A 22497-nucleotide genomic window follows, 5' to 3' on the forward strand; every position below is an offset into this window, starting at 1 on the left:
CCGTACCGAGCGCCGTGTCGGCTGCTCCCGACCGGGCCGGCTGCAGCAGGACCCGTCGACCCCGCGGTCAGGACCCGTCGACCCTGCGGTCACGTTGGCCACACCGGAAGCCGCATCGACCGTGCCTCAGCGGTTCCCTACTCCGGGCGGCCGTTCCAGTGCACGACGTCCGGCGGCTCCACGAACTTCCGCAAGTGCTGGTCCTCGGTCCGGCCGTGCAGCGGGAACCGGAAGGTCGACCCGTCCGGCCAGGTGAGCGTCCGCTTGCGGAAGCCGACCTCCGGGGCCTGCGGAACCCTTGCCTGCCACAGGATCCGCGGCGCCGGCGCGTCGGCGGGGTCCACGTACGTCGATCCCGTGTCCACCAGCGCGACCGCCGTCGGCGAGAACGCCAGCCACGGCCCGCGCACCGCCCGGAGCCGGTCGACCAGGTCCAGGGCCTGCGCGTCCGCCGGGCCGGCGACGCGGATCTCCCGCTGGAACGGGCGGCCCGCCTCGCCTCCGCCGTTGGCCAGGAAGAACACGTACATCACCGCGCCGCCGATGCCGCGGGCGATGTTCCAGAAGAACCTGCGGACCAGCCGCTTTCCCGCGACCGTCCCGTCGTGGCGCCGGCCGGGGACGTCGAAGCCCAGGTCGGTGTCGCCCAGGCGCAGCACGATCACCGGCTCGTGCCACTGGTCCCGGAGGAATCCTTCGACCCGCTCGCGGAACCCGGGACGGACCTGGGCGTCGGCCGCCCAGCGTTCGGCGCGGTCCTGGAGCCCGGCCGCGCGGTCGGTCAGATGTCGAGGTCCTTCCGGGTGTCCTCCGGACTCCGGTCCCCGCCGATCTCGCTCTTGTCGAACCACGGTTCGTCCCCCTCGGGCGTGACAGCTTCCTTGCCTTCGGCGAAGGCGCCCTTCGCCGCGCCGATGCCCGCCTTGACGCCCGCGCCGGCGAGCAGCGGCCCGGCCCCGGCCGAGGTGCCGAACATCGTCGTGAGCACCCGGTTGCTCGGCTGGAAGCCCTGGGCGGCCGCGCCGAACCCGAACTTCGTCTGGCCGGGCATCACGCCGACCCGCAGCTTGGTGGTGAACTCCACGAGCTTCGTCGAGTACTTCGCCATGAACTCGATGAAGGTGTCGAGGAGCTTCCCGAACTTGCCCAGGTAGCCGGTGACCTTCTTCAGCACGCTGGCGGCCTTGGCGATCGACGCGGTCATCGCGGCGGCGACCGAGCTGCCGAAGCTGATCACCGACGCCGCCAGCGCGGGCAGCCAGAGCGTGATCAGCCAGGACACCAGCTCGGTGATGATCCCCTTGATCACCTCTTCGATGACCACCATCACCATCGACCACATCTGCAGCACTTCGGCCACCGAACCGGCGGCCGAGCCGACGCCGCGGATGCCGGAGGAGAAGTCGCCGAGCGCGGCCTTCGCGGCGTTGCCGGCGTCGTCCACCCACTCGGCCAGCGCGGTGTCGCCGGTCTTCTCGAAGTCCTCGGCGAGCGCGACGAAGCCCTGGGCGATCGTCACGAAGTTCTCCGACGCGTGCCCGATCGCCGGGCCGTCGCCGGTGACCTGGTGCAGCGCGTCCTGCAGCGGCTGGACCAGCTCGAGCAGCATGTTCAGGCCGTGGCTGACGAGCCAGCCGATCGGGTCCATGGCGAAGGTGACCATGTCGCCGGCCGCGGCGCCGACGAACTTCGCGCCGTCGCCGACCAGCGCGCCACCCGCCGAGGCCAGCTCGCCGAAGTTGCCCGCCTGGGCCGCCTGCTGGGCGTGCTCGCCGATCGACTTGCCGGCCTTGTACGCCGTGCCCGCCACCGGCACGTACCCCGCCGCGCGGTCGAGGTTCGCGCCCGTGCTCTCGTCGTACGGCTGGACGTCCAGCGCGTCGGCGATGCTCTTGTGCTCGCTCACTTGCCCTCCCCGACCGCGTCGATCTCCGCCTCGTACCGGCCGAAGGTGACCACACCGGCGTCTTCCATGCCCTGGTACATCTCCGCGGCCTTGGTCAGCTTGGTGGTGAACCCGTCCACGCCGTCCTTCAGGTCGGTCAGCAGCGAGCGCAGTTCGCCGAGGCGGTCGGTGTAGCCCTGCTTCGCGAACAGGCCGATGAGCCCCCACGCCTCGTCGGTCACGTCGGCGGCGTCGATCTTGGCGCCGAACTTGTCCGCTTCCTGCTCGTAGAACGGCAGCTGCTTGGCGTACGCGGAGATCGCGCCGATGTTCGTCTGTATTCCTTCTGGCATCGCGGGAGCTCTCTCGGTCGGGGTCAGTCGCGGCGGAGGATCGTGTTCTCTTCGAAGTAGTCGTCGTCCCGCGGGGCGGGCCGGCGTCGCGGTGCGGCCTGCGGTGCCGGGGGCGCTTGCGGCTCCGACGCAGGCGGTTCCGCCACGGTTCCGAACGCTTCGGCCTGGGCCTCGCGCACCTGCTCCTGCGTGTTGACGCCCAGCGTGTCGCCGAAGGCGTCGTCCACGATCCCGGCCTGCTGCTGGACCGCCCCGGCCACGGCCTGGCGCAGGGTGGTCATGATGATCGTGGCCAGGCGGCCCGCTTCGAGGTGCGTCGCGCCGGCGGCGAGCCGCAGGTCGGTGACGGTCCCGCCGGCCCCGGCCACGACAGTGACGTTGCCGTCCGGCGAGGTCACGGTCGTCTCGAGCTGGGCGATCCGCTCCTGCATGTCGCCGACCCCGGCGAAGCGGGTTTCGGCCTGGCGAACCTTCGCCTGGAAGTTCTGGAACTGGGCGATCAGCTCGTCCATGTGCGCGGACATCGTGTCTCCCTTGCGCGGTCTGGTGACATCCGTCCGAATGATGTCAGACTCGGGCGACGCTTCGGTCCGTTTTCGGAAGATCGCCCCCGGGTATCCGGTGGCCGTGACACGCACGCGGCTCCGGCACGGGACCCGCGCTCCCCCCGTCCGGCGATGGACGCGCCGGGGGCCCGGAGAGGGTCCAGGACCTGGTCATGCGGGAAGTTTCCACGGCGCTGCGGAACACGCCCGCGGTCCGCCATTCCTCTGTGGACCCGAGGTACGCCACGTTCTGGCGGCACGCGCCCGGCTACCCGCAGACCGGACGCCGGCCGGACGGCCACGGCCGGACCTCCGTGGAACTCCGCCGCGGCGATGAGGCCGCCACGCCCCTGATTTCCGCCGCGATGTGTAGCCGCCGCGGCACCGGGTAGCCGTAGAGCACCCCAGGAAAGGTGGACGATGAACGACAAGGCGGAACACAAGGCCGAAGAGCTCAAGGGCCGGGCCAAGGAAACGGTCGGCGACGCCACCGGGAACGAGCAGTGGCAGGCCGAAGGCAAGGCCGAGCAGGGCAAGGGTGCCCTCAAGCAGGCCGCCGACAAGGTCAAGGACGCCGTGACGGGTCACAAGGACTGATTTCCTCGCAAGACGGCCGCCGCACTCCGGAGTGCGGCGGCCGTTTCGTGCGCGCCGTGGTTATTCCCGGCCCGTCCGGAAAGTTCCCGCGATCCCACCCCCTGGCCACTCCTGCCCGCCGGCCGGGAACCGGCGCACACTGTCGGTACGGGCCGAGGGAAGGAAAGCCGGGATGGCAGCAGGGAACGGACCACGGATCGCCGTCGCGCTGGACGGTGCCGGGTGGCACCCCGCCGCGTGGCGTGAGCCGGGGGCGCGGCCGGGTGAGCTGCTCACCGCGGGGTACTGGGCCGATCTGGTCCGCGAGGCCGAGGCCGCGAAGCTGGACTTCGTCACCCTCGAGGACTCGCTGGCCCTGCAGACCGAGCAGTACCTCGACCGGCCGGGCGAGCGCACCGACGTCGTCCAAGGTCGCCTCGACGCGGTGCTCATCGCCGCCCGTGTCGCGCCGCTGACCTCGCACATCGGGCTCGTGCCGACCGCGATCGTCACCCACACCGAGCCGTTCCACCTGTCGAAGGCGATCGCGACGCTCGACTACGTCAGCACCGGCCGCGCCGGCGTTCGCGTCCAGGTCGCCGGGCGGCCCGCGGACAACCGCCACTTCGGCCGCCGTGAATTCGGCGAGTTCCGGCTCGAGGACTCCGCCACCCCGGACGTGCCGAGCCCGCTGTCGGAGCTGTTCGACGAGGCCGCGGACTACGTCGAGGTGCTGCGCCGGCTCTGGGACAGCTGGGAGGACGACGCCGAGATCCGCGACGTCGCGACCGGCCGGTTCGTCGACCGCGAGAAGCTGCACTACATCGACTTCGAAGGCCGCTGGTTCAAGGTCAAGGGCCCGTCGATCACCCCGCGCCCGCCGCAGGGCCAGCCGCCGGTCACCGCGCTGGCGCACGCGGCGGTCCCCTACCGCCTCGCCGCCCGCTCGGCCGACGTCGTCTACGTGACGCCCTTCGACCGCACGCAGGCCGGCGAGATCGTCATCGCCGTCCGCGACGAACAGGACCGGGCCGGGCGCGCCGCCGAGACGCTGCACGTGTTCGGCGACGTCGTCGTCTTCCTCGACGAGACCGAGCAGGCCGCGGCCGACCGCAAGGCCCGGCTCGACGACTTGTCCGGCGCGAAGTACACCTCGGACGCCCACGTCTTCACCGGCACCCCCGCCGGCCTCGCCGATCTGCTGCTGGACTGGCAGGCCGCCGGGCTCTCCGGGTTCCGGCTGCGGCCGGGCGCGGTGCCGCACGACCTGACCGCGATCACCCGCGGCCTGGTCCCCGAGCTGCGGGCCCGCGGCGCGTTCCGCACCGAGTACGAGGCGGCCACCTTGCGCGGGCTGCTCGGCCTCGCGAAGCCCGCCAACCGCTACGCGACCGCCTGAGGAGGCCCGCGATGACCCAGCCCCGCAAGCAGATCCACCTCGCGGCGCACTTCCCCGGCGTGAACAACACGACCGTGTGGAGCGACCCCGAAGCCGGCAGCCACATCGAGTTCAGCTCGTTCGTCAAGCTCGCGCAGACGGCCGAGCGCGCCAAGTTCGACTTCTTCTTCCTCGCCGAAGGCCTCCGGCTGCGCGAGCAGAACGGCGAGATCTACGACCTCGACGTCGTCGGCCGCCCCGACACCTTCACCGTGCTGTCGGCGCTGGCCGCGGTCACCGAGCGGCTCGGCCTGGCCGGCACCATCAACTCGACGTTCAACGAGCCGTTCGAGGTGGCCCGTCAGTTCGCCTCGCTCGACCACCTCTCCGCCGGGCGCGCGGCCTGGAACGTCGTCACGTCGTGGGACGCCTTCACGGGCGAGAACTTCCGGCGCGCCGGCTTCCTGCCGCAGGACCAGCGCTACTCCCGCGCCGAGACGTTCCTGCGCACCGCCTGGGAGCTGTTCGACTCCTGGCGCGGCGACGAGATCGCCGCCGACGCCGGCACCGGCGTCTTCCTCCGGGACGCGAACGCGGGCGCCTTCGCCCACCACGACGAGCACTTCGACATCGAGGGCCGGTTCCCGGTGCCGCGCAGCCCCCAGGGCCGCCCGGTGATCATCCAGGCCGGCGACTCCGATGAGGGCCGCGAGTTCGCCGCGGCCACCGCCGACGCGATCTTCAGCCGCTACGGCACCCTCGAGGCCGGGCAGGCGTTCTACACCGACGTCAAGGGCCGGCTGGCGAAGTACGGCCGGACGTCGGAGCAGCTGGTGATCCTCCCGGCGGCGACGTTCGTGCTCGGCGACACCGACGCCGACGCCCACGAGCGCGCCCACGTCGTCCGGCTGCAGCAGGTGAGCGGGCAGACGGCGATCAAGTTCCTCGAGCAGCTGTGGAACGCCGACCTGTCCGGTTACGACCCGGACGGCCCGCTGCCCGACATCGACCCGGTGCTCGGGGAGCACACGATCGCCCGCGGCCGGGCCAGCGTCCGGATGTACCGCGATCCGCTGGCGATGTCCAGGGAATGGCGTCAGCTGGCGGAAGCGAAGAACCTGTCCATCCGCGAGCTGATCATCGAGGTCACCGGGCGCCAGACGTTCATCGGCTCCCCCGCGACCGTCGCCGCCACGATCGACGATCTGGTCCAGGCCGACGCGAGCGACGGCTTCATCCTCGTCCCGCACGTCACGCCCGGCGGCCTCGACGAGTTCGCCGACAAGGTGGTCCCGCTGCTGCAGGAACGCGGCTCGTTCCGCACCGAATACACCGGATCGACGCTGCGGGAGCACCTCGGACTGGACGCCTGAACGGGCGGGGTTCACTCGAACCCCGCCCCGTCCGGGATCAGAGACCCGCCCAGAAGGCGCAGTTGTGCTCCGCGGCCAGGTCCACGGTGCGCGGCGCACCCGGGACGAGCGACAGCGTCGTCGTGCCGCCGCCGAAGCGCGGCCACGTCGGCGTGCCCGGCGCGTTGGGGTTGCCGGTGCGGGCGAACGTCGTCCAGTAGCGGATCATCCGGTCGGCCAGGGCCTGCTGCTCGGCGTTCAGGGGCGTGGGCACGCCGTTGAGGTCGAACAGGTACTCCATCTCGGCGCCGTGGTAGGCACCGGACGGCAGGCCTTCGGGGAACGGGAACTGCGCGGGCGCGGTCCGGTCGGCGAACTCGTAGGCGTACGCCGGCGCGGAGCGGGCGAGCGTGCGCTGATCGGTCACCTGGGTGCAGGACCAGACGCGGTCGGTCGCCACCGTGGCCCAGGCGACGGCCGGGGACGCGTACTCGCTCGACGGGTACTTCGCCGCGACCGCAGGGGCCTTCGTGCCGAACGCGTCGGCGAGCAGCTGCTGGTAGCCCTCCTCGGTGAAGGCCTGGGGCAGGAAGGCCGTCGCGAGGCGCTGTTCGTCGAGGTTGGTCCCGGAGATCACCGGGATCTTCGCGTAACGGCCTTCGGCCAGCGCCCGGTCGGGACGCGACGGCAGCACCCGGTTGCCGTACGCCACCGCGGGCAGCGCGGCGCTCTGCGACGCGGACAGCAGCTGCGGCACCGGAACCCGGCGCAGACAGTCCACTTGCGACGGTCGGGCCGGGCAGCCGAGCGACGCCGCGAGCGTGGCGCCCTGGGCGTCCACTGAGGACTGTGCCTGCCACGGCGAGCCGGCCGGGATGCCGGGGTTGACGCCGTTGCGCGGCCAGGTCATCGAGCACGACCCGCTCTCCATGATCGCCCGCTGGAACAGCCCGCGGGCGGCCGGCGAGGTGAGCTGCGCGCAGATGTCGTACGAACCGGCCGACTGGCCGAAGAGCGTGACGTTGGCCGGGTTCCCGCCGAACGCCGCCGCGTTGCGCTGCACCCAGCGCAGCGCCGCCTGCTGGTCCTGCATCCCGAACGTGCCGGCGCCGTCGAGGCGGGGCAGGCCGAGGAAGCCGAACACGCCGAGGCGGTAGTTCACCGTGACCACCACGACGTCACCGCCCACGGCCAGGCGCCGCGCGTCGTAGTCGCTGCCCGCGCCGAAGGCGTTGCCACCGCCGTGCAGCCACACCATGACCGGTTTGAGCCCGCCGGTGCGCGGGGCCGTGACGTTCAGGTAGAGGCAGTCCTCGAACTCACTGGCCGGCCCGATGTTCTGCGGCTGGGCGCAGCGCGACGCCGGCGCGGTGGCGTCTCTCGGCACGGTCCAATGTCGAGGCGGCTGAGGCGCTCTCCACCGCAGTTCGCCGACGGGCGGCGCCGCGTAGGGCACCCCCTGGAACGTCTTGCTGTCCGTGGTGACAGTGCCGCGGACCGGACCGGCGTCGGTCCGCACCACCCCGGCGTCCTGGCCCTGGGCGGTGGCGACGCCCCCGGTGCCCAGTAGTACCGCCGCCGCGATCACCAGTGCCGCGATGCGCCTGCCCATGTCGACCTCCACCTGCTCGTCCTTGCTGACGAGCAGAGCGTCACACCGACAAGAAAATTTGTCAAGGATGATTCAGTTGTCCGAGCCGGACGCGCACAGGTCAGCCGATGCGCGAGCCCGGCCCCACGAAACCCGCGCAGAACAGGGACGGCCTGTCGTACGTGCTGCCGCCGGCACCAGGGGTGCCCGCACACTGCTGCGCGCCGTTGACGTTGAAGATGACGGTGGCCGGGAAGTCGTCGATGGTGGTCGGCGAACTGCCCACGATCCGCGGATCGACACCGGAAGCACCCTGAGCAGCAACGGAATCAATCCCTTCGCAGGGAAAAGTTCAGGATCGATTCAGTAAATTCTGCTAGTCTCCCCCGTGTTTCGCGGCTCACCGTGGCGCCGCGCCTGTAGCTGTTGCACCGTAAGGGTGTTGCGGCACCAACTCATCGAGGAGCGAAATGACAGCCATCGTCCGGGTCCACGGCCGCCAGGTCCTCGACAGCCGGGGCAACCCGACCGTCGAGGTCGACGTCGAGCTGGCGGACGGTTCGCTCGGCCGGGCCGCCGTGCCGTCGGGCGCTTCCACCGGCACGAAGGAAGCGGTCGAGCTGCGTGACGGGGACAAGTCGCGGTTCCACGGCAAGGGCGTGCGCAAGGCCGTCGACGCGGTCAACTCCGAGATCGCCGAGGCCGTCGTCGGGCTCGACGCCGAGTCGCAGACCGAGGTCGACCGCGCGCTGATCGCCCTCGACGGCACCCCGAACAAGGCCCGGCTCGGCGCGAACGCCACGCTCGGCGTCTCGCTCGCGGTGGTCAAGGCCGCCGCGGCCGCCAGCGGGCTGCCGCTCTACCGCTACGTCGGCGGCGTGTTCGCGCACCTGCTGCCGATGCCGATGATGAACATCATCAACGGCGGCGCGCACGCGGACAACCCGATCGACTTCCAGGAGTTCATGATCGGCCCGATCGGCGCGGAGACCTTCGCCGACGCCGTCCGGATGGGCTCCGAGGTCTTCCACACGCTGCGCAAGTCGCTCCACGAAGCCGGGCACGGCACCAACGTCGGCGACGAAGGCGGCTTCGCGCCGAACCTCAGCTCCGCCGACGAAGCGCTCGAGTTCGTCCTGCGCGCGATCGAGCAGTCCGGCTACAAGCCGGGTGAGGACATCGCGCTGCTGCTCGACCCGGCCGCGTCCGAGTTCTACAACGGCGAGGTCTACGACTACACCGGTGAAGGCCGCAAGCGCAGCATCGAGGAGCACGTCGCCTACCTCGCGGAGCTGACGGCCAAGTACCCGATCGTCTCCATCGAAGACGGCTTGGCGCAGGACGACTTCGCCGGCTGGAAGCAGCTGACGGACCGGATCGGCGACCGCGTGCAGCTCGTCGGCGACGACCTGTTCTGCACCAACGTGAATCTGCTCAAGGACGGCATCGAGCGCGGGATCGGCAACTCGATCCTGATCAAGGTCAACCAGATCGGCACGCTCACCGAGACGCTCGACGCCGTCGAGACCGCGCACAAGGCGGGCTACTCGGCCGTCATGTCGCACCGGTCCGGCGAAACCGAGGACACCACGATCGCCGATCTCGCCGTGGCCACCAACTGCGGCCAGATCAAGACCGGCTCGCTGTCGCGGTCGGACCGCACCGCCAAGTACAACCAGCTCATCCGCATCGAAGAGGAGCTCGGCGCCGAAGCCCGTTACGCGGGCGCGTCGACGATCAGCGGCCGCCGCTGACCCGATCCGGTCCGGAACCGCGAGTGCCGTTCCGGACCGGATCGCCGCCGACGCACATCAGCTGCAGCCGGGCCAGTCCCCGCACGTACCGGCTCGCCCGCTGGTCGCTCGGCAGCACCAGCGTCGGCCGGGCCGGCAGCTCGCCGTTGTACCGGGTCGCCGGCAAGGCCGCGCACGCGCCGAACTCCGGGTCCAGTTCCGCCAGGGACAGCACGACCTGGAAGCCGTCCTCGGCCACCGCCGGCACGACGACCGTCAGGCTCGCCATCTTGTGCCGCGTGTCCCCCGGCAACGGGCCTTCGCGCAGGACGTCGCAGAGGCGCACGCCGTGGACCCGGTCCCCGGTGACCAGGAGCCCGCCTGCCGACGGTTCCTTCCCTCCACGCTAAGTCACCGCCGCCGCGGCGTACAGCCACCGAACAGGCACGATAAGGTCGCGGATGCGGCCCCGCCCGGCTCAGGAAGCCGCGTCAGCGGATCCGCGGGCCGGCGGACGTGGTGAAGCGGAACTCGATGGCGACCGGCACGGTGTCGAGATCCAGCGCCTGGCGCAGCCGGGGCAGGCCCTCGGTCTCCAGGCGTTCGCGGATCTCCGTGGGATCGCCGTCCTGCTCCACCGAGACGACCAGCGCCAGCGTCGGGTCCTCGCGGGTCCCGGCCAGCGTGGCGCGGGCCTGGTGCACACCCGGGTAGGTCCGGAGCTCCTCGGTGAACGGCGCCACCGCGGCGTCGGCCGCCAGCTCGGTCCGGCCGCCGTCCGGGTCGGACTCGAAGCGCCACGTCTGGGTCCGCGGGCGACGCGCCAGCTGGGCGAGCAGCCAGCGCAGCACCAGCAGCCCGAGCACCACGGCCGCTGCGGCGGCGACGTAGAGCACCCACGTCGGCGGCATGGCCGTGCCCGGGACCAGCGGTGCCTCGGGATCGACGACGGTCAGGCGCCGGAAGTGGGTCGCGACCGCGAACCCGCCCGCGGCCAGCAGCACCAGCCCGACCAGGCCGAGCAGGACGCGGTTGAGCCGGGCCGGGCGGTTCAGGTTCGTCATGACGCCTTCTTCCGGGGAGCGCGGACTCGCACCGAGATCGCCGGCCGGGTGGCCGGGCCGACCTGGTCGAGCCGGTGGCCGACCGCCTCGCGGACGGCGTCGGCGAGGCCTTCGGTCCGGGTCCGGGCCGTCTCGACCCGGACCTTCACGCGCCGGGTGCCGAGCTTGACCGCAGCACCGGACACGCCGTCGACGCCCGCCGCGGCGGCGCGCAGGGTCGAGCGGTAGCCGCCGCGAGCGGCGCCCGCGTCGAAGGATCCGCCCAGCGGCAGCACGGTCAGGGTCCCCGGCAGGATCGCGCCGAGCACCAGGACCAGGCCGAGCAGCGCGACGACGCCCCCGGCCACGGCCGGCAGCACGTCCGTCCAGCGCAGGTCGTGCAGCCGGGACGCGACCGCGTCGGGGCTCACCCACGGACGTTCGCCGAGGATCAGCTGGACCGCCACGACGGCGACGAGCACGCACGCGGCCAGCACCACCACCGCGGTCAGGACGGCCGGGACGCTCCGGCGGGGACGGCGTTTCATTCGACCCTCCGTACTGGGCCCGCGGTGGTGTGCAGGGCGGTGACCGTGAGGTCGACGCGCGTCACCGCGAGCCCGGTCAGCGCCTCCACGCGCGAAACGAGGTGTTCGCGCGCCCGCTCGGTGGTGCGCGCGACCGACGCCGGGTAGACGATCGAGATCCGGACGTCGAGCGTCACGGTCCCGTCGCCGACGTGGGCGCTCACCTTCGCGGAGTGGTCGAGGTCCTCGCCGCTCAGGCTGACGCCGAGGACCCGGCCGGCCGCGCCGCCGACGTCGTCGACCTCGAGCACGGCGCAGGCGGCCAGCCGTTCGACCGCCTGCGCCGAGATGGTCAGCACGCCGCGCTCGGCGACCGGCGCGGTCAGGGTGGCAGTCACGCTCAGCCCCGATCGCGGCCGGCGAGCTGCGACAGGTCGAGCTTGCCGTCGAGGTAGCGGCCGACCAGGAAGCCGATCGCCCCCAGCACGGCGACCGCGGCGAACGCGCCGAAGCCGCCGAACGCGACGGCCAGCCCCAGGACGAGGCCGGTCAGCAGGCCCAGCTGCGTGGACTTCACGAGACCCTCTCCTTCTCTTGTGCGGCAACCACTTGTACGGGGACCTCCGGTGCAGGGATCGCCGGTCCGGTGCTCTCCGGTGCGGCGCCGGCCGGCTCGGCCAGATCCGCGATCACGACGTGCACCGGCCGCCCCGCGACGGCGGCGGCGGTGCGCACGGCGGCGGCGACGTCCGCGGCCACCAGCGGGTAGCGCGTGGTGACCGCGATCGTGACGTCCTCGTCGCGGACCCGGACGCCGGCGATCCGCCGCGGCGGGTCGAGCGTGGCGATCTCGCCGAACCGCCCGCCGTGCAGCCCGGTCACCCCGGGCGCGATCCGGACCGCGGCGGCGATCCGCGCGGCGTCGGGTTCGGGATTCACTGCACCCGGCCGGTTTCGGTGGTCTCGCCCTCGTCCTCGGACGGCAGGTGCAGGTCGCCGACGTTGATGTTCACCTCGACCACCTCCAGGCCGGTCATCTGCTCGACGGCGGTGATCACGTTGCGGCGCACCGAACGCGACAGGTCCGCGATGGACACGCCGTACTCGACGACGATCTGCAGGTCGACGGCCGCCTGCTTCTCGCCGACCTCGACCGACACGCCCTGCCCGGCCGAGGCGGTCGCGCCCGGGATCCGCTCGCGGATCGCGGAGAACGCCCGCGCGGCGCCGCCGCCGAGGGCGTGCACGCCGGGGATCTCCCGGGTGGCCAGGCCGGCGATCTTCTGGACGACGACGTCGGCGATCGACGTGGCGCCCTCGGTCGTCACCAGCGCGCCGTCGCCGCTCTTCTTGGCCTGGTCCGACGGTGCCTGCTGGGCGGGCACCTTGGTGGCGGTGGCGTTCGTCATGACGTCTCCTTCGCACATCGGGAATGCGTTGTGTTGTCGCGGAAGCCCCTTGATTGTTCTTCCACACAGGACAGACAACGCGCTGGGAAGATCGTCACGACCCGATCGTGTGACCCCCATCTCCCGTGTACGGGTGACCGCGGGCGCTACCGGGCGACGGGAACCCCGGCGCGTTTCGCCGCCGCACCCAGGGCGGCGATGACCGCCGCGCCGGCCACCGACAGCGCGATTCCCACCAGTACGGCGACGTTCCAGCCCGCGACGAGGTCTGTTGCCGGGGTCGCCGACGGGTGAACCGCGAGCACCGTCACCACGGTGACGCCCAGCGCCGCGCCGACGTACCGGCTCGTGTTGTTGATGCCGCTGCCCATCCCGGCGCGGTGCGGCGGCACGCTCGCGACCGCCTCGCGGCCCAGCGACGCGTTCACCACGCCGGTCCCGATCCCCGCCAGCAGCAATCCGCCGAGCAGCGGGCCCGCGCCGGAGCCCGGGGTGACGAACGCGAGCGGCACCAGCCCGGCGGCCACCACCAGCAGGCCGGCGCTCAGCCGCGCCCCGCCGGAGAACGCCGCGGGCAGCCGCCGGGTCAGCAGCGCCGAGACCACGCTGGTCGCCGACCAGACCAGCACCACGAGCGACGCCGTCAGCGGGGTGAACGCCAGGCCGTTCTCCAGCATCGTGCACAGGAAGGCCATCAACGCCGTGACGCCGCCGCCCGCCACGAACGCGCCGGTCGTCGCCGAAAGCAGCGCCGGACGGCGGAACAGCGTCAGGTCGAGCATCCCGCCCTCGGCGCGGTTCTGGTGCGCGAAGAACGCGGCGAGCAGGACGACCGCGGCGACGAGCAGCGTCACTTCCAGCGGGCTCGTCCAGCCCTGGCGTCCTTCGGTCAGCGCGGCGAGCAGCGCCGCGAGACCGCCGCCGAGCAGCAGCGACCCGACGACGTCGACCTTGCGCGCCCGGCCCGAGACGGACTCTTCGAGCAGGACCCGGCCGAGCACGGCGACGCCCGCGGACAGCACGGTCGTGACGAGGTAGAGCGTGCGCCAGCCGGCCGCGAGGTCGAGGACCGCGCCGGCCACCGGACCGGTCGCGATGCCGGCACCGAGGCACGCGCCCCACACGCCGGTGGCACGGGCGCGGCCGGCGGCGTCCGGGAAGGCGTGCCCGAGCACCGCGAGACCGCAGGCGATCAGCGCGGCCGCCCCGAGCCCTTCGACGACCCGGCCGGCGATGAAGGTCACCGGCCCGGGCGCGACCGCGCACAGCAGCGACCCGGCGGCGAGCACTCCCCCGCCGGCCGCGAACACGCGCCGCCGGCCGAAGTCGTCGCCGATCGCCCCGGCGGGCAGCAGCGCGACCGCCAGGCCGAGGCTCATCGAGCTGAGGATCCACGACGTCGCGATCGCGCCGGCCCCGAGCCCGCGGGCCACCGACGGGACGATCGACAGCGGCGCGGTGAACACGAACATGGCGAGCAGCGTGCCGCCGCCGGAGGCGACGAGCACGGCGGCCGGGCGGCGGTCCATGCGGACTCCAGTTGATTCGGTGACCGAACTCTTTGCCCGGAGGCTAGCACGGTTTGTTCGTTCACCGAACCTTTCTGTGGCACACTGGGGCGCATGGCACTCCCCCGCGAGTACACCGGCCAGGCTTGCTCGATCGTGCGCGCCCTGGAAATCGTCGGCGAGCGCTGGACGCTGCTGATCGTGCGTGACGCGGTCTTCGGCGTCCGGCGGTTCAGCGACTTCCTGGAGCACCTGGGCACTCCCCGCGCGGTGCTGACCGAACGGCTGGAGTTCCTGGTCCGCGAAGAGGTCCTGACCCGCGTTCCGGGGCCGGGCAAGCGAAGCGAGTACGAGCTGACGGCGAAAGGCCTCGCGTTGTGGCCGGTCGTCCGCTCACTGTCGGCGTGGGGCGACGAGTACTACGCACCCGAAGGCCGCCGGCGGGTGTTCGTGCACGAGTCCTGCGGCGGCGAGGTGACCCCGGCGGGCGCGTGCGTCACCTGCGGCGCGCAGGTACCGGTCGCCGACACGGTGATGACCCCCGGCCCGGGCCTGCCCCCGCCGTCACCGCGGGACAGCGCGATCACGACGGTCCTGGCCGACCCGCGGCCGTTGCTGCGGCCGATCCACTGAAGACTCAGGCGCCGGCGCCCGGCAGCGTCTCGGACAGCTCGATCATGTTGCCCCACGGGTCCCGGATGAAGGCCAGGCGGCGGCTGATGTCCTCGATCTCGAACGGCTCGCCGACGATGTCGACGCCGCGCCCGGTCAGCTCGGCGAGCGCGTCGTCGACGCTGTCCACGTGCACGCAGATGTGCTGATAACCGCCGTACTGCAGGCTGACGCCGAGGTCGTCGAGCACCGGCTTCGGGAACGGGACCGGACCGGCCAGCAGCTCGACGTGGAAGTCGTCGTCGTTCGCCGGGCTGAGGTAGGCGAGCTTCAGCTCGCCGTAGGGCCATTCCTGCAGCACCCGGAAGTCGAGCTTCCCGGTGTACCAGTCCTTGGCGGCGGCGAAGTCGGGCACGCGGATCCCGACGTGGTGGCCGCCGAACGAGGCGAACGGGCTGGCCGGGTTCTTGGGCGGGTGGGCGGGCATCGGCATTTCGGCTCCTGTGGTCCGGTTGGTGATCTCCAGTCAACCGACGCGGCGGGCCCGCGGAAACCGGTTGCCTGGGTCCAGCAGAACCACCTTCGGATCGGCGAGAATGGCGGGATGACCCAGGCCGACGAGCTCCGCGAGTTCCTGCGATCCCGGCGCGCCCGGCTGACCCCGCCGGACGTCGGCCTTCCCTGGGCCGGGAGCCGCCGAGTGGCCGGCCTGCGCCGCGAGGAGATCGCCCGCCTGGCCGGCGTGAGCCCCGACTACTACACCCGGCTGGAACAGGGCCGGGCCCGCAACGTCTCCGAGCAGGTGCTCAGGCGCCGTCGCTACCGCGCTGCGCCTGGACGACCTCGAACGCCGTCACCTGTTCTCCCTGGTCAAGCCCGCGACGCCGCCGCCGGCCGTGGTCCGGGCCCGGCCCGCGGTGCGGATGATGCTGGACGCGCTGGACCCGGTGCCCGCGGTCCTGCACGGCCCGCGGCTCGAGGTGGTCGCGATCAACCGGATGGGCAAGATCCTGATCGACGACTTCGACGCGATGCCCCCGGCGGAGCGCAACATGGTCCGCTGGATGTTCCTGGACCCCAAGGCCCGCGCGGTGTACCCGGACTGGGCCGGGATCGCGGCGCAGATGGTCGCGATCCTGCGCCGCGCACCGGGTTCGGCGCCGCTGGTGGCCGAGCTGAGCGAGCGGGCACCGGAGTTCGCCGGGTTCTGGGCGGACCACCAGGTCTTCCAGCACACCCACGGCACCAAGCGGTTCCACCACGACGCCGTCGGCGAGATGGTGATCAACTACGAGTCGCTGGTGCCGCCGTCGGACCCGGAGCTGTCGCTGATCGTCTACACCGCCGCGACCGGATCGCCGTCGGAGGAGAAACTCCGCCTGCTGGCGACGAAGAACCGCGTTGCCGCGTCGACGGCGGTCTTGACCGGACCGGGCTGATCGCAGAAGTTGTACTGCGCGTCGTAGTCGAGCCACCGGTCCCACGAGGCGGGGTTGAACGTGTTATCCCACAAGGAGATCGCCCCGCTTCCGGGTCGGCGACGTAGTCGGCGGGGAGGCTTTCTTCCGCGCGCGGCACCGCGGGCTCGAGCCGCTCCTCGCCCGTCCGCTCGTACCACTCTCGCGCTTCCCGGGCCGCACTGCGGAGGGCAGCGACTCCTTGCAGGCCACCGAGGGCGGCCACCACGGTGGCACGGCTGGGCAGTGCGGGGGCCACCAGCGCGACCGACGAGAAGAGCGCCCTCTTCGCCGCCGCCGGAGCCAGGTACGCGCCGGCCACGACGACGGCCGTCCGGGGACCGTCCACTTCGGAGGCCGGGTGGTGGAGGTCGCCGGCCGGGTCCACTCCGGCCGACGCGAACCGGACGCGCCCGACCATTGAGTTCAAGCGCAGCTCGACCCTGCTCGAGCACACCCTCGACGACCGAGGGGTCACACCTCGATGTGGCGTCGCCGGACGAGGACGAGCACCGCGAGCACGATCAGGGCGACCACACTCGCGATCGGACCCGCGTACGCGCGACCGGGGACGACCGCGGACGAGATGAGCGAGAAGTCCCAGAGCCCGTGGAGCAGGCCGGGCAGCAGCAACCCGCCGGAACGCCGCCGGACGAGGTAGAAGAAGTAGCCCGCCACCGCGACCACCAGCACCTGGACGAGCGCCTTGGGGCCGGTGGAGAACAGGTTCGCGGCGTGTGCGAGGCCGAAGACGACCGACGACCAGAGCGCGACCTTGCCCTCGGAAAAGCCGTGGGCGCGGAAGACCGTCACGCCGATCCCGCGGAAGAGCGCCTCTTCGGCGTAGCCGACGAACAACGCGCTCAGCAGGAGCAGCAGCGTGAAGCCGAGGCCGCGGTCGGCGAGCCCGGCGTAGTCGGTCGCGAGCAGGATCGCCACGACCATGATCACCGGGACGGCGAGCACCCAGCGCTGCACGGGCCGGTCGTCGGTCAGCACCGGCCGCCACCACCGCAGCGCCGTGATCGCCACGGCGACCAGCACCAGCCCGATGCCGACCGGGAGCGTGAGGCTGCGCCAGACCTCGTCGAGCGAGGTCGGGCTGGCGTACGCGACGTCGATCCCGATCGTCGCCGCCCAGCCGATCAGCCCGGTCACCACCACGTACCCGACGACCAGGGCGAGGTACGCCCACACCGGCAGCGCGCGGCTCCCGGCCTTGACAGGCTGCGACGACATACGACTCCACTCCGCCGGGAGCCCCGCGGGCTCGGGTCCCGATCATGACCCAACGGCGCGGGTCTCGCGAACTCTTGACAAGCAACCCCGCCAGCCTGTCTGCTTACTCCTGCACGAATAGACGTAGAAACGAGCAGTTTCTCGCACTTTCTGGAGGCTCGGGTGCATCGACGGCTCAGCGGAACCCCTCGACGGCTGCTGTGCGGTGCCGTCGCCCTGACCCTCACGGGAGCCCTCGCGGCACCCGCGGCGGCGGACCGGCTCACGGCGTCGGCCTTCACGGTCCCCCGCAGCGGCGACGCCCCGGGTTACCAGGTGCGGATCGACACCGCCCACCTCGGCGTCACCGTTTCGCGAGGTGGTGAGCCGCTGCTGCGCACGGCCTCGGACGCGTTCACCTTCGGCGACGCGGTGGCGACGCGCGTGCGGTCCGTCTCGAAGCAGGGCGTGACCGTGGTCGCCGAAGCCGACAGCACGGCGGGCAAGACGGTCACCCTGCGGCTGACGCCGCGCGCGGACCGGTTCGACCTGACCTGGTCGGTCGCCGGGGAGCCGGCCGGCGACCGCGCGACGCACTTCGACCTGGCGGCGTCCGGGCACTGGTACGGCGGCGGGGAGACCAGCGAAGGCCGGGTCCAGCCGTACCCGCTCTCGGCGGGCGTGGTGGACGAACCGGAGTTCTCCCCGGCCAGCTACATGATGCAGGAGCCGTACTTCTTCACTTCGAAGTCGGTCGGGGTGTACGTCCGCACCGCGCAGCCGATGAAGGTCGCGCTGGCCAACGGGCGCGCCGATCTCGCCGTGACCGGGTCGGCGGAGTACTCGAGCACGGTGTTCGTCGAGTCGAGCCGCCGCGCGGTCTACGACGACTACGTCGGCGAGGTCGGCAAACCCGAGAAGAGCGACGCCACCGACGCCGAGTACGCCAGTCCGCTGTGGAACTCGTGGGCGCAGTACTACCGGGACATCGACCAGGACAAGGTCGTCGCGTGGGCGCGCGACCTGAAGGCCGCGAACGTCGCCGGGCACACCGTGCAGCTCGACGACAAGTGGGAGTCGAACTACGGCAACCTGACTTTCGACGCGAAGACGTTCCCCGACCCGAAGAAGCTCGTCGCCGACATCCACGGCATGGGCCAGAAGTTCGGGCTGTGGACGACGTTCTGGATCAACCTCGACTCGGCGAACTACGGGTACGCCCGCGACCACGGCTATCTGTTGCACGCCAAGGCGAACCCCGCCGAGCCGTGCACCGTGAAGTGGTGGAACGGCACGGCGGGGATCATCGACCTCGGCAACCCCCAGGCCCGCGACTGGTACACCGGCAACCTGCGCACGCTGATGGCGGACTACGGCGTCGACGGCTTCAAGTTCGACACCCGGTTCTTCGACGACAGCTGCGCCACGTCGAACGGCCTGACCCCGCAGGACTACCAGAAGCTCGGCGCGGACATGACCGACCGGTTCGACCAGCAGGGTGCCGGCATCCGCACGCACTGGGGCAACCAGCGCTACGGCTTCGTGATCCGCGCGGTCGACGCGGACACGACGTGGGACGGCCTGCGCACCTCCCTGCGCCGGGCCTCGGCGATCTCTGCCGACGGCTACCCGTTCGTCGAGACCGACATGATCGGCGGCTCCGAGAGCATGCCGCCGCCGTCGAAGGAAGTCCTGGTGCGCTGGGCGCAGGCGGCGTCCCTGATGCCGCTGATGTACGCCTCGACGTCCCCGGTGACGACCGTCGACACCACCACGGGCAAGCCGGTGACCTACCCCGCCGACACCGCCCGCCTCTACGCCGACGCGGTGCGCACGCACGCGAAGCTGGCCGGTTACCTGCAGACGCAGGTGAAGCAGGCGGTCGCGGACGGCACGCCGATCATGCGGCCGGTGTTCTTCGACTTCCCCGCCGACCACCGCTTCGACACGATCGACGACGAATGGCTGCTCGGCCCGGCCCTGCTGGCCGCGCCGGTGATCACGTCGGGCACGTCGCGAGACGTGGTCCTGCCGGCCGGTCTGTGGTTCGACCCGAACACCCACCGCGTCGAACTCGGCGGCCGCACCCTGCGCGGCTACCCGGCGCCGCTCGGCACCACCCCGATGTTCGTGCGCCTCGGCGCGCCCGGCGCCGCGGGGCTGATCACCGCGCTGTCCCGCTGAGCTGACCGGCGCTCACGCGGGACCCGAGCACCCGCGTGAGCGCGTCGGCCAGCGACGTCTCGGACGTCGAATGCCACGCGACCACAACGTCGGGCCGCAGCAGCAAAGCACCGTCGGCGGGCAGGCAGACCTCGGCGAGCCAGCCCTCGTGCGTTACCTCGGCCCACCGCAGCCCGAGCCGGTCCGCCTCGGCGATCCAGTGGCCGTTGTCCGGGCCGGTGAGCAGCGTCAGACCCGGCCCGGCGTAGTCCACAGTGGACGTCGTCGCGTCGAGCCACGCGTGCGGGACGCGGGTGCCCGGCCGGCCCGCCGGGGCGTAGTGGTCGGCGGGAGCGGGGTCGCGGCCGTCCGGGACGAACGCGCCTTCCGCGTACTGGGTGCCGAACATCGTGGTCATCGGGTCGCCCGGCAGCCCACCGCCCTTGGTGAAGGCGGACAGCATGTCGCCCACGTGCCCGATCACCGTGCTGGACGCCTCGGCGATCGCGTAGCCGGCCGGACGGCGTTCGGTGTCGTACGTGTCGAGCAGCGCCGGGGTGGCCTTTCCGGCGAGCACGGCGGCGAGCTTCCAGGCGAGGTTGGCCGCGTCGGCGATGGCCGTGTTGGCGCCGGCCGCGGCCATCGGCGGCATCACGTGCGCGGCGTCGCCCGTCAGGAACACCCGGCCGTCGGCGAACCGGTCGGCCACGCGCATCGCGGACTCCCACGGTGAGCGTCCGAGCAGCTCGACGTCGAGATCGGGCACGCCGACCACGATCCGCAGGAGGTCCTGCCAGTCGCCGTCGCCGAGGGTGCCCGCGTCGGGGAAGTCGGCGGTGGAGAACAGCCAGCGGTCGGTGCCGTTGACCGAGAGGAACGCGCCCGAGGCCACCGGGTTCTCGATCTGGCAGAGGTTGAACGGCTTGTCCCGCACCAGGTCCGCGAGATCGGCGCGGAAGTGCAGGTCGAGGTTGTCGGCGAGGTGGCCGTGACCGCTGCGGGTGATGCCCAGCGCCTCGCGGACCGGGCTGTGGGCGCCGTCGGCGGCGATCAGGTAGTCCGCGGCCAGCTCGTACGGCTCGCCGTCCGCCGGGCGCAGCCGTGCCGTCACTCCGTGGTCGTCCTGGGTGAACGACACGAGCTCGGTGCCGAGGCGCACGGACACGCCCCGCTCGCGGGCGGCCCGGCGCAGCAGCGGCTCCAGCACGGCCTGGGGGCACAGGACGTTCGGCCCCGGGCTCAGTTCGGGCATCCGTCCCTGCTGCCCCCGCCGGGCGCGCAGCAGGTCGGTCAGCTCCCGCGGGCGGGCCGCGGCCAGCGTCGGGCCGGTCAGCACCTGGCTGAACGCCGCCAGTGGCGCGCTCGCCTCGTCGACCTCGTCGGCCAGGCCGAGCAGGCGGAACAACTCGGTGCTGCGGGGGTTGAACCGGCGCGCCTTCGGCTGCGGCGACGCACCGTCGCGCCGGTCCACCAGGACTGGGAACACCCCTTCGCGACGCAGCAGCAACGCGGCGGTCAGGCCGGCGATCCCGCCGCCGCTGATCAGGACGGGGACACGTGTGATCATGGAAGACTCCCTCTAAAAGTGACACGGTATAACTCAGTACACCGTGCAACTAGTGATATCGTCAAGCCATGACCACGGAGACCGGGCCGGGCCGACGCGAGCGCAAGAAGGCGGCCACCCACCGGGCGCTGGCCGACGCGGCCCTGCGCCTGTTCCTCGAGCGCGGGTTCGACGACGTCGGCGTCCGCGAGATCGCCGAGGCCGCCGACGTGTCCACCACGACCCTGCAGAAACACTTCCCCACCAAGGAATCCCTGGTCTTCGACCGCGACGGCGCCGTCGAAGAGGACCTGATCGCCGCGGTGCGCGACCGCGCGCCCGCCATCTCGGTGCTGGACGCGCTACGGGACTACACGCTCGCCCGCGTCCGGCTGGGCGCCGCGAGCGAAGGTGCGTCGGCGTTCCTCGGACTCGTGCACCGCACGCCCGCGCTGAGCAGCTACTGGCACCGGATGTGGATGCGCCACGAGGACGCGCTCAGGGGCGCCCTCGCCACCGAAACCGGCGTCCCCGAAGACGATCCCGGCTGCGCCGCGCTGGCCCACTTCGCCCTGGAGACGTCGGCGCTCGCCATGCGCGCCGCGGATCCGGTCGCGACGGCCGAAGCCGCGTTCGCGATCCTCACCCACGGCTGGACCGCCGCACCCCGTTGAGTCCGGCCACGGTCGGCGAACGTGTGGTGCGGAGCCCGCGCGCCCCTACAGGCAGGGCGGCCGGTAACCGTCGACGTGCAGGCCGCGGAAGGTCAGCACGTTCGGCGTCTTGCCGACGACCACCAGGCCGCGGGCCTCGGTCAGCGCCGAAGCGAACGAGTAGGCCGGCGTGCCCAGTTCGGGCAGCGACGTCCAGGCGCGGGGCGCGAAGCTGAAGAACTTCGTCACGACCTTCCCGTGCGTCGAGGGCACGAGCGTCAGCCACTTGTCGCCGCCGCTCCAGTGCGACGCCGGGCGCAGCTGGACGTAGAGGTCGTCGGTCGCGCTGTAGGTCAGCCGGAAGCCCGCCGACCGGGAGAGGTCGGCCTGCGCCTCGAACCGGTTGCCGAGCCAGAGGACGGCCACGTGCCATTCGGCGCCGAGAAAGCTCACCTCGGCCGCGTACCGGCCGTGGTCGCGCACGAGCAGGCTGCCCGTCGCCGGCACCGTCGTGCCCTCGCCGCTGGCGAGCCACTGCTGGTAGCCGTCGATCGACGGGGTCGCGCACGCGCACGAGCCGGCGGGCGACGCGCTCGCCGTCGCCGTGCCGAGCAGCGACATCACCAGCACCAGGACGAAAGCTGCAAACGGAACCCGTGCACGCATTCCCGGGAAGCTAGCAAAGACCGGCGAGCGGCCGCGCACGCGTGTTTCGATGAGCGGGACCGTGTGGCGCGCGTCACGGAATGCCTGTCGATCTTCCGCGCTGAACACAGGAGAGAAAGCGTTCCGATCCGAGGGAGTGACATGTCCGCCACCACCACGCCGCAGGAGGCGTCCACCGCGCCGGTCGTGCCCGTGCTCGACGACTTCGACTTCCCGCTCACCGACGGTGCCGCCTGCCGCATCGACGACCCGGACTGCGAAGCCTGCCAGTGAGCACGAGCG

At 72.0% G+C, this 22497-nt stretch carries 27 protein-coding genes and 1 pseudogene; 10 read left to right on the forward strand and 18 right to left on the reverse strand.

Translation table 11 applies throughout. From position 1 onward, the window contains the following. Positions 1–137: 137 nt before the first annotated feature. Genes OHS18_RS09905 through OHS18_RS09920 form a run of 4 tightly spaced genes read right to left on the reverse strand, consistent with a single transcriptional unit; the run spans position 138 to position 2762 of the window. Positions 138–851, reverse strand: a complete 714-nt coding sequence (locus OHS18_RS09905; RefSeq protein WP_442875356.1) for a hypothetical protein — start codon at positions 849–851, stop codon at positions 138–140. After that, the gene (locus OHS18_RS09910; RefSeq protein WP_328616748.1) at positions 782–1906 is read right to left on the reverse strand and encodes a hypothetical protein; all 1125 of its coding nucleotides are present in this window, start codon (positions 1904–1906) and stop codon (positions 782–784) included. Before OHS18_RS09910 ends, OHS18_RS09905 begins: the two co-directional genes overlap by 70 nt. Then, entirely contained in the window at positions 1903–2238 is a 336-nt protein-coding gene (locus OHS18_RS09915) for a hypothetical protein (protein ID WP_328453742.1), read from the reverse strand. Before OHS18_RS09915 ends, OHS18_RS09910 begins: the two co-directional genes overlap by 4 nt. Positions 2239–2261: 23 nt before the next feature. Then, positions 2262–2762, reverse strand: coding sequence for a YbaB/EbfC family nucleoid-associated protein (locus OHS18_RS09920; protein WP_328453740.1), 501 nt, complete (start codon positions 2760–2762; stop codon positions 2262–2264). A 441-nt stretch (positions 2763–3203) separates the two neighbouring features. Between OHS18_RS09920 and OHS18_RS09925 the strand changes: the two genes are divergently transcribed. The 3 genes from OHS18_RS09925 (at position 3204) to OHS18_RS09935 (ending at position 6110) form a co-directional block, all read left to right on the forward strand. Next, entirely contained in the window at positions 3204–3380 is a 177-nt protein-coding gene (locus tag OHS18_RS09925; protein ID WP_328453738.1) for a CsbD family protein, read from the forward strand. Between the two features lie 172 nt (positions 3381–3552). Further along, positions 3553–4758 carry an LLM class flavin-dependent oxidoreductase gene (locus tag OHS18_RS09930; protein WP_328616749.1) on the forward strand — a complete coding sequence of 402 codons (1206 nt, stop codon included), beginning with the start codon at positions 3553–3555 and terminating at the stop codon, positions 4756–4758. A gap of 11 nt (positions 4759–4769) precedes the next feature. Further along, positions 4770–6110 carry an NtaA/DmoA family FMN-dependent monooxygenase gene (locus tag OHS18_RS09935; RefSeq protein WP_328616750.1) on the forward strand — a complete coding sequence of 447 codons (1341 nt, stop codon included), beginning with the start codon at positions 4770–4772 and terminating at the stop codon, positions 6108–6110. A gap of 37 nt (positions 6111–6147) precedes the next feature. Here OHS18_RS09935 and OHS18_RS09940 read toward each other — a convergent pair whose 3' ends face one another. Further along, the gene (locus tag OHS18_RS09940; protein WP_328616751.1) at positions 6148–7701 is read right to left on the reverse strand and encodes a carboxylesterase/lipase family protein; all 1554 of its coding nucleotides are present in this window, start codon (positions 7699–7701) and stop codon (positions 6148–6150) included. A 100-nt stretch (positions 7702–7801) separates the two neighbouring features. Then, the gene (locus OHS18_RS09945) at positions 7802–7966 is read right to left on the reverse strand and encodes a hypothetical protein (protein WP_328616752.1); all 165 of its coding nucleotides are present in this window, start codon (positions 7964–7966) and stop codon (positions 7802–7804) included. A gap of 184 nt (positions 7967–8150) precedes the next feature. Between OHS18_RS09945 and eno the strand changes: the two genes are divergently transcribed. Next, positions 8151–9434, forward strand: coding sequence for a phosphopyruvate hydratase (eno, locus tag OHS18_RS09950; RefSeq protein ID WP_328453729.1), 1284 nt, complete (start codon positions 8151–8153; stop codon positions 9432–9434). Here eno and OHS18_RS09955 read toward each other — a convergent pair. From OHS18_RS09955 to OHS18_RS09990, 8 genes are all read right to left on the reverse strand, one after another. After that, positions 9418–9759 (reverse strand): hypothetical protein, encoded by a 342-nt coding sequence (locus OHS18_RS09955; protein WP_328616753.1) that lies wholly within the window; start codon positions 9757–9759, stop codon positions 9418–9420. The genes eno and OHS18_RS09955 overlap by 17 nt on opposite strands. Positions 9760–9904: 145 nt before the next feature. Beyond that, positions 9905–10477: an alkaline shock response membrane anchor protein AmaP gene (amaP, locus tag OHS18_RS09960; RefSeq protein WP_328616754.1), complete on the reverse strand. Its 573-nt coding sequence runs from the start codon at positions 10475–10477 to the stop codon at positions 9905–9907. Beyond that, on the reverse strand, positions 10474–11004 hold the full coding sequence (locus tag OHS18_RS09965; protein ID WP_328453723.1) for a DUF6286 domain-containing protein: 531 nt from the start codon (positions 11002–11004) through the stop codon (positions 10474–10476). Before OHS18_RS09965 ends, amaP begins: the two co-directional genes overlap by 4 nt. Continuing rightward, positions 11001–11381, reverse strand: a complete 381-nt coding sequence (locus OHS18_RS09970; protein WP_328453721.1) for an Asp23/Gls24 family envelope stress response protein — start codon at positions 11379–11381, stop codon at positions 11001–11003. Before OHS18_RS09970 ends, OHS18_RS09965 begins: the two co-directional genes overlap by 4 nt. 2 nt (positions 11382–11383) lie before the next feature. After that, positions 11384–11560, reverse strand: a complete 177-nt coding sequence (locus tag OHS18_RS09975; RefSeq protein ID WP_328453719.1) for a hypothetical protein — start codon at positions 11558–11560, stop codon at positions 11384–11386. Further along, positions 11557–11922, reverse strand: a complete 366-nt coding sequence (locus OHS18_RS09980; RefSeq protein ID WP_328616755.1) for a hypothetical protein — start codon at positions 11920–11922, stop codon at positions 11557–11559. The genes OHS18_RS09975 and OHS18_RS09980 overlap by 4 nt, the downstream gene beginning before the upstream one ends. Beyond that, entirely contained in the window at positions 11919–12392 is a 474-nt protein-coding gene (locus OHS18_RS09985; RefSeq protein WP_328453715.1) for an Asp23/Gls24 family envelope stress response protein, read from the reverse strand. The genes OHS18_RS09980 and OHS18_RS09985 overlap by 4 nt, the downstream gene beginning before the upstream one ends. A gap of 146 nt (positions 12393–12538) precedes the next feature. Then, positions 12539–13921, reverse strand: a complete 1383-nt coding sequence (locus OHS18_RS09990) for an MFS transporter (RefSeq protein ID WP_328616756.1) — start codon at positions 13919–13921, stop codon at positions 12539–12541. Between the two features lie 93 nt (positions 13922–14014). Between OHS18_RS09990 and OHS18_RS09995 the strand changes: the two genes are divergently transcribed. Next, the gene (locus tag OHS18_RS09995) at positions 14015–14533 is read left to right on the forward strand and encodes a winged helix-turn-helix transcriptional regulator (protein ID WP_328616757.1); all 519 of its coding nucleotides are present in this window, start codon (positions 14015–14017) and stop codon (positions 14531–14533) included. Between the two features lie 4 nt (positions 14534–14537). On the opposite strand, the gene OHS18_RS10000 is transcribed toward OHS18_RS09995, so the two are convergent. Continuing rightward, the gene (locus OHS18_RS10000; protein ID WP_328616758.1) at positions 14538–15005 is read right to left on the reverse strand and encodes a VOC family protein; all 468 of its coding nucleotides are present in this window, start codon (positions 15003–15005) and stop codon (positions 14538–14540) included. A 111-nt stretch (positions 15006–15116) separates the two neighbouring features. Here OHS18_RS10000 and OHS18_RS10005 point away from each other — a divergent pair. Both OHS18_RS10005 and OHS18_RS10010 read left to right on the forward strand, forming a co-directional pair. Further along, positions 15117–15266 (forward strand): annotated as a pseudogene (locus tag OHS18_RS10005) (transcriptional regulator); the annotation flags it as partial. Between the two features lie 172 nt (positions 15267–15438). Beyond that, positions 15439–15951 carry an MmyB family transcriptional regulator gene (locus tag OHS18_RS10010; RefSeq protein WP_328616759.1) on the forward strand — a complete coding sequence of 171 codons (513 nt, stop codon included), beginning with the start codon at positions 15439–15441 and terminating at the stop codon, positions 15949–15951. A 492-nt stretch (positions 15952–16443) separates the two neighbouring features. Here OHS18_RS10010 and OHS18_RS10015 read toward each other — a convergent pair whose 3' ends face one another. Next, positions 16444–17208 (reverse strand): CPBP family glutamic-type intramembrane protease, encoded by a 765-nt coding sequence (locus OHS18_RS10015; RefSeq protein WP_328453709.1) that lies wholly within the window; start codon positions 17206–17208, stop codon positions 16444–16446. Between the two features lie 162 nt (positions 17209–17370). Between OHS18_RS10015 and OHS18_RS10020 the strand changes: the two genes are divergently transcribed. Further along, positions 17371–19371, forward strand: coding sequence for a glycoside hydrolase family 31 protein (locus OHS18_RS10020; protein WP_328616760.1), 2001 nt, complete (start codon positions 17371–17373; stop codon positions 19369–19371). On the opposite strand, the gene OHS18_RS10025 is transcribed toward OHS18_RS10020, so the two are convergent. Beyond that, positions 19352–20917 carry an FAD-dependent monooxygenase gene (locus OHS18_RS10025; RefSeq protein WP_328616761.1) on the reverse strand — a complete coding sequence of 522 codons (1566 nt, stop codon included), beginning with the start codon at positions 20915–20917 and terminating at the stop codon, positions 19352–19354. The two genes, OHS18_RS10020 and OHS18_RS10025, sit on opposite strands and share 20 nt — an antisense overlap. Positions 20918–20985: 68 nt before the next feature. On the opposite strand from OHS18_RS10025, the gene OHS18_RS10030 reads away from it, so the two are divergent. Continuing rightward, positions 20986–21570, forward strand: a complete 585-nt coding sequence (locus OHS18_RS10030) for a TetR/AcrR family transcriptional regulator (RefSeq protein ID WP_328616762.1) — start codon at positions 20986–20988, stop codon at positions 21568–21570. 45 nt (positions 21571–21615) lie between these two features. Here the strand turns inward: OHS18_RS10030 and OHS18_RS10035 are convergent, their stop codons facing one another. Continuing rightward, positions 21616–22215 carry a hypothetical protein gene (locus tag OHS18_RS10035; RefSeq protein WP_328616763.1) on the reverse strand — a complete coding sequence of 200 codons (600 nt, stop codon included), beginning with the start codon at positions 22213–22215 and terminating at the stop codon, positions 21616–21618. Positions 22216–22356: 141 nt separating this feature from the next. Between OHS18_RS10035 and OHS18_RS10040 the strand changes: the two genes are divergently transcribed. Next, complete coding sequence (locus tag OHS18_RS10040; protein WP_328453699.1) at positions 22357–22488, forward strand: hypothetical protein; 132 nt, start codon at positions 22357–22359, stop codon at positions 22486–22488. The last annotated feature ends 9 nt before the right edge of the window (positions 22489–22497 follow it).

Source organism: Amycolatopsis sp. NBC_00355 (assembly GCF_036104975.1).
Lineage (GTDB): Bacteria > Actinomycetota > Actinomycetes > Mycobacteriales > Pseudonocardiaceae > Amycolatopsis.

Excerpts from the sequence above, each read along its gene's own strand:
- OHS18_RS09935 (WP_328616750.1), top strand. The coding sequence starts at position 4,770 with ATGACCCAGCCCCGCAAGCAGATCCACCTCGCGGCGCACTTCCCCGGC.
- OHS18_RS09990 (WP_328616756.1), bottom strand. The coding sequence starts at position 13,921 with ATGGACCGCCGCCCGGCCGCCGTGCTCGTCGCCTCCGGCGGCGGCACG.
- amaP (WP_328616754.1), bottom strand. The coding sequence starts at position 10,477 with ATGACGAACCTGAACCGCCCGGCCCGGCTCAACCGCGTCCTGCTCGGC.
- OHS18_RS10040 (WP_328453699.1), top strand. The coding sequence starts at position 22,357 with ATGTCCGCCACCACCACGCCGCAGGAGGCGTCCACCGCGCCGGTCGTG.
- OHS18_RS09920 (WP_328453740.1), bottom strand. The coding sequence starts at position 2,762 with ATGTCCGCGCACATGGACGAGCTGATCGCCCAGTTCCAGAACTTCCAG.
- eno (WP_328453729.1), top strand. The coding sequence starts at position 8,151 with ATGACAGCCATCGTCCGGGTCCACGGCCGCCAGGTCCTCGACAGCCGG.
- OHS18_RS10000 (WP_328616758.1), bottom strand. The coding sequence starts at position 15,005 with ATGCCGATGCCCGCCCACCCGCCCAAGAACCCGGCCAGCCCGTTCGCC.
- OHS18_RS10015 (WP_328453709.1), bottom strand. The coding sequence starts at position 17,208 with ATGTCGTCGCAGCCTGTCAAGGCCGGGAGCCGCGCGCTGCCGGTGTGG.
- OHS18_RS09940 (WP_328616751.1), bottom strand. The coding sequence starts at position 7,701 with ATGGGCAGGCGCATCGCGGCACTGGTGATCGCGGCGGCGGTACTACTG.
- OHS18_RS10025 (WP_328616761.1), bottom strand. The coding sequence starts at position 20,917 with ATGATCACACGTGTCCCCGTCCTGATCAGCGGCGGCGGGATCGCCGGC.
- OHS18_RS09985 (WP_328453715.1), bottom strand. The coding sequence starts at position 12,392 with ATGACGAACGCCACCGCCACCAAGGTGCCCGCCCAGCAGGCACCGTCG.
- OHS18_RS09925 (WP_328453738.1), top strand. The coding sequence starts at position 3,204 with ATGAACGACAAGGCGGAACACAAGGCCGAAGAGCTCAAGGGCCGGGCC.
- OHS18_RS09965 (WP_328453723.1), bottom strand. The coding sequence starts at position 11,004 with ATGAAACGCCGTCCCCGCCGGAGCGTCCCGGCCGTCCTGACCGCGGTG.
- OHS18_RS10010 (WP_328616759.1), top strand. The coding sequence starts at position 15,439 with ATGCTGGACGCGCTGGACCCGGTGCCCGCGGTCCTGCACGGCCCGCGG.
- OHS18_RS09930 (WP_328616749.1), top strand. The coding sequence starts at position 3,553 with ATGGCAGCAGGGAACGGACCACGGATCGCCGTCGCGCTGGACGGTGCC.
- OHS18_RS10030 (WP_328616762.1), top strand. The coding sequence starts at position 20,986 with ATGACCACGGAGACCGGGCCGGGCCGACGCGAGCGCAAGAAGGCGGCC.
- OHS18_RS09915 (WP_328453742.1), bottom strand. The coding sequence starts at position 2,238 with ATGCCAGAAGGAATACAGACGAACATCGGCGCGATCTCCGCGTACGCC.
- OHS18_RS10035 (WP_328616763.1), bottom strand. The coding sequence starts at position 22,215 with ATGCGTGCACGGGTTCCGTTTGCAGCTTTCGTCCTGGTGCTGGTGATG.
- OHS18_RS09995 (WP_328616757.1), top strand. The coding sequence starts at position 14,015 with ATGGCACTCCCCCGCGAGTACACCGGCCAGGCTTGCTCGATCGTGCGC.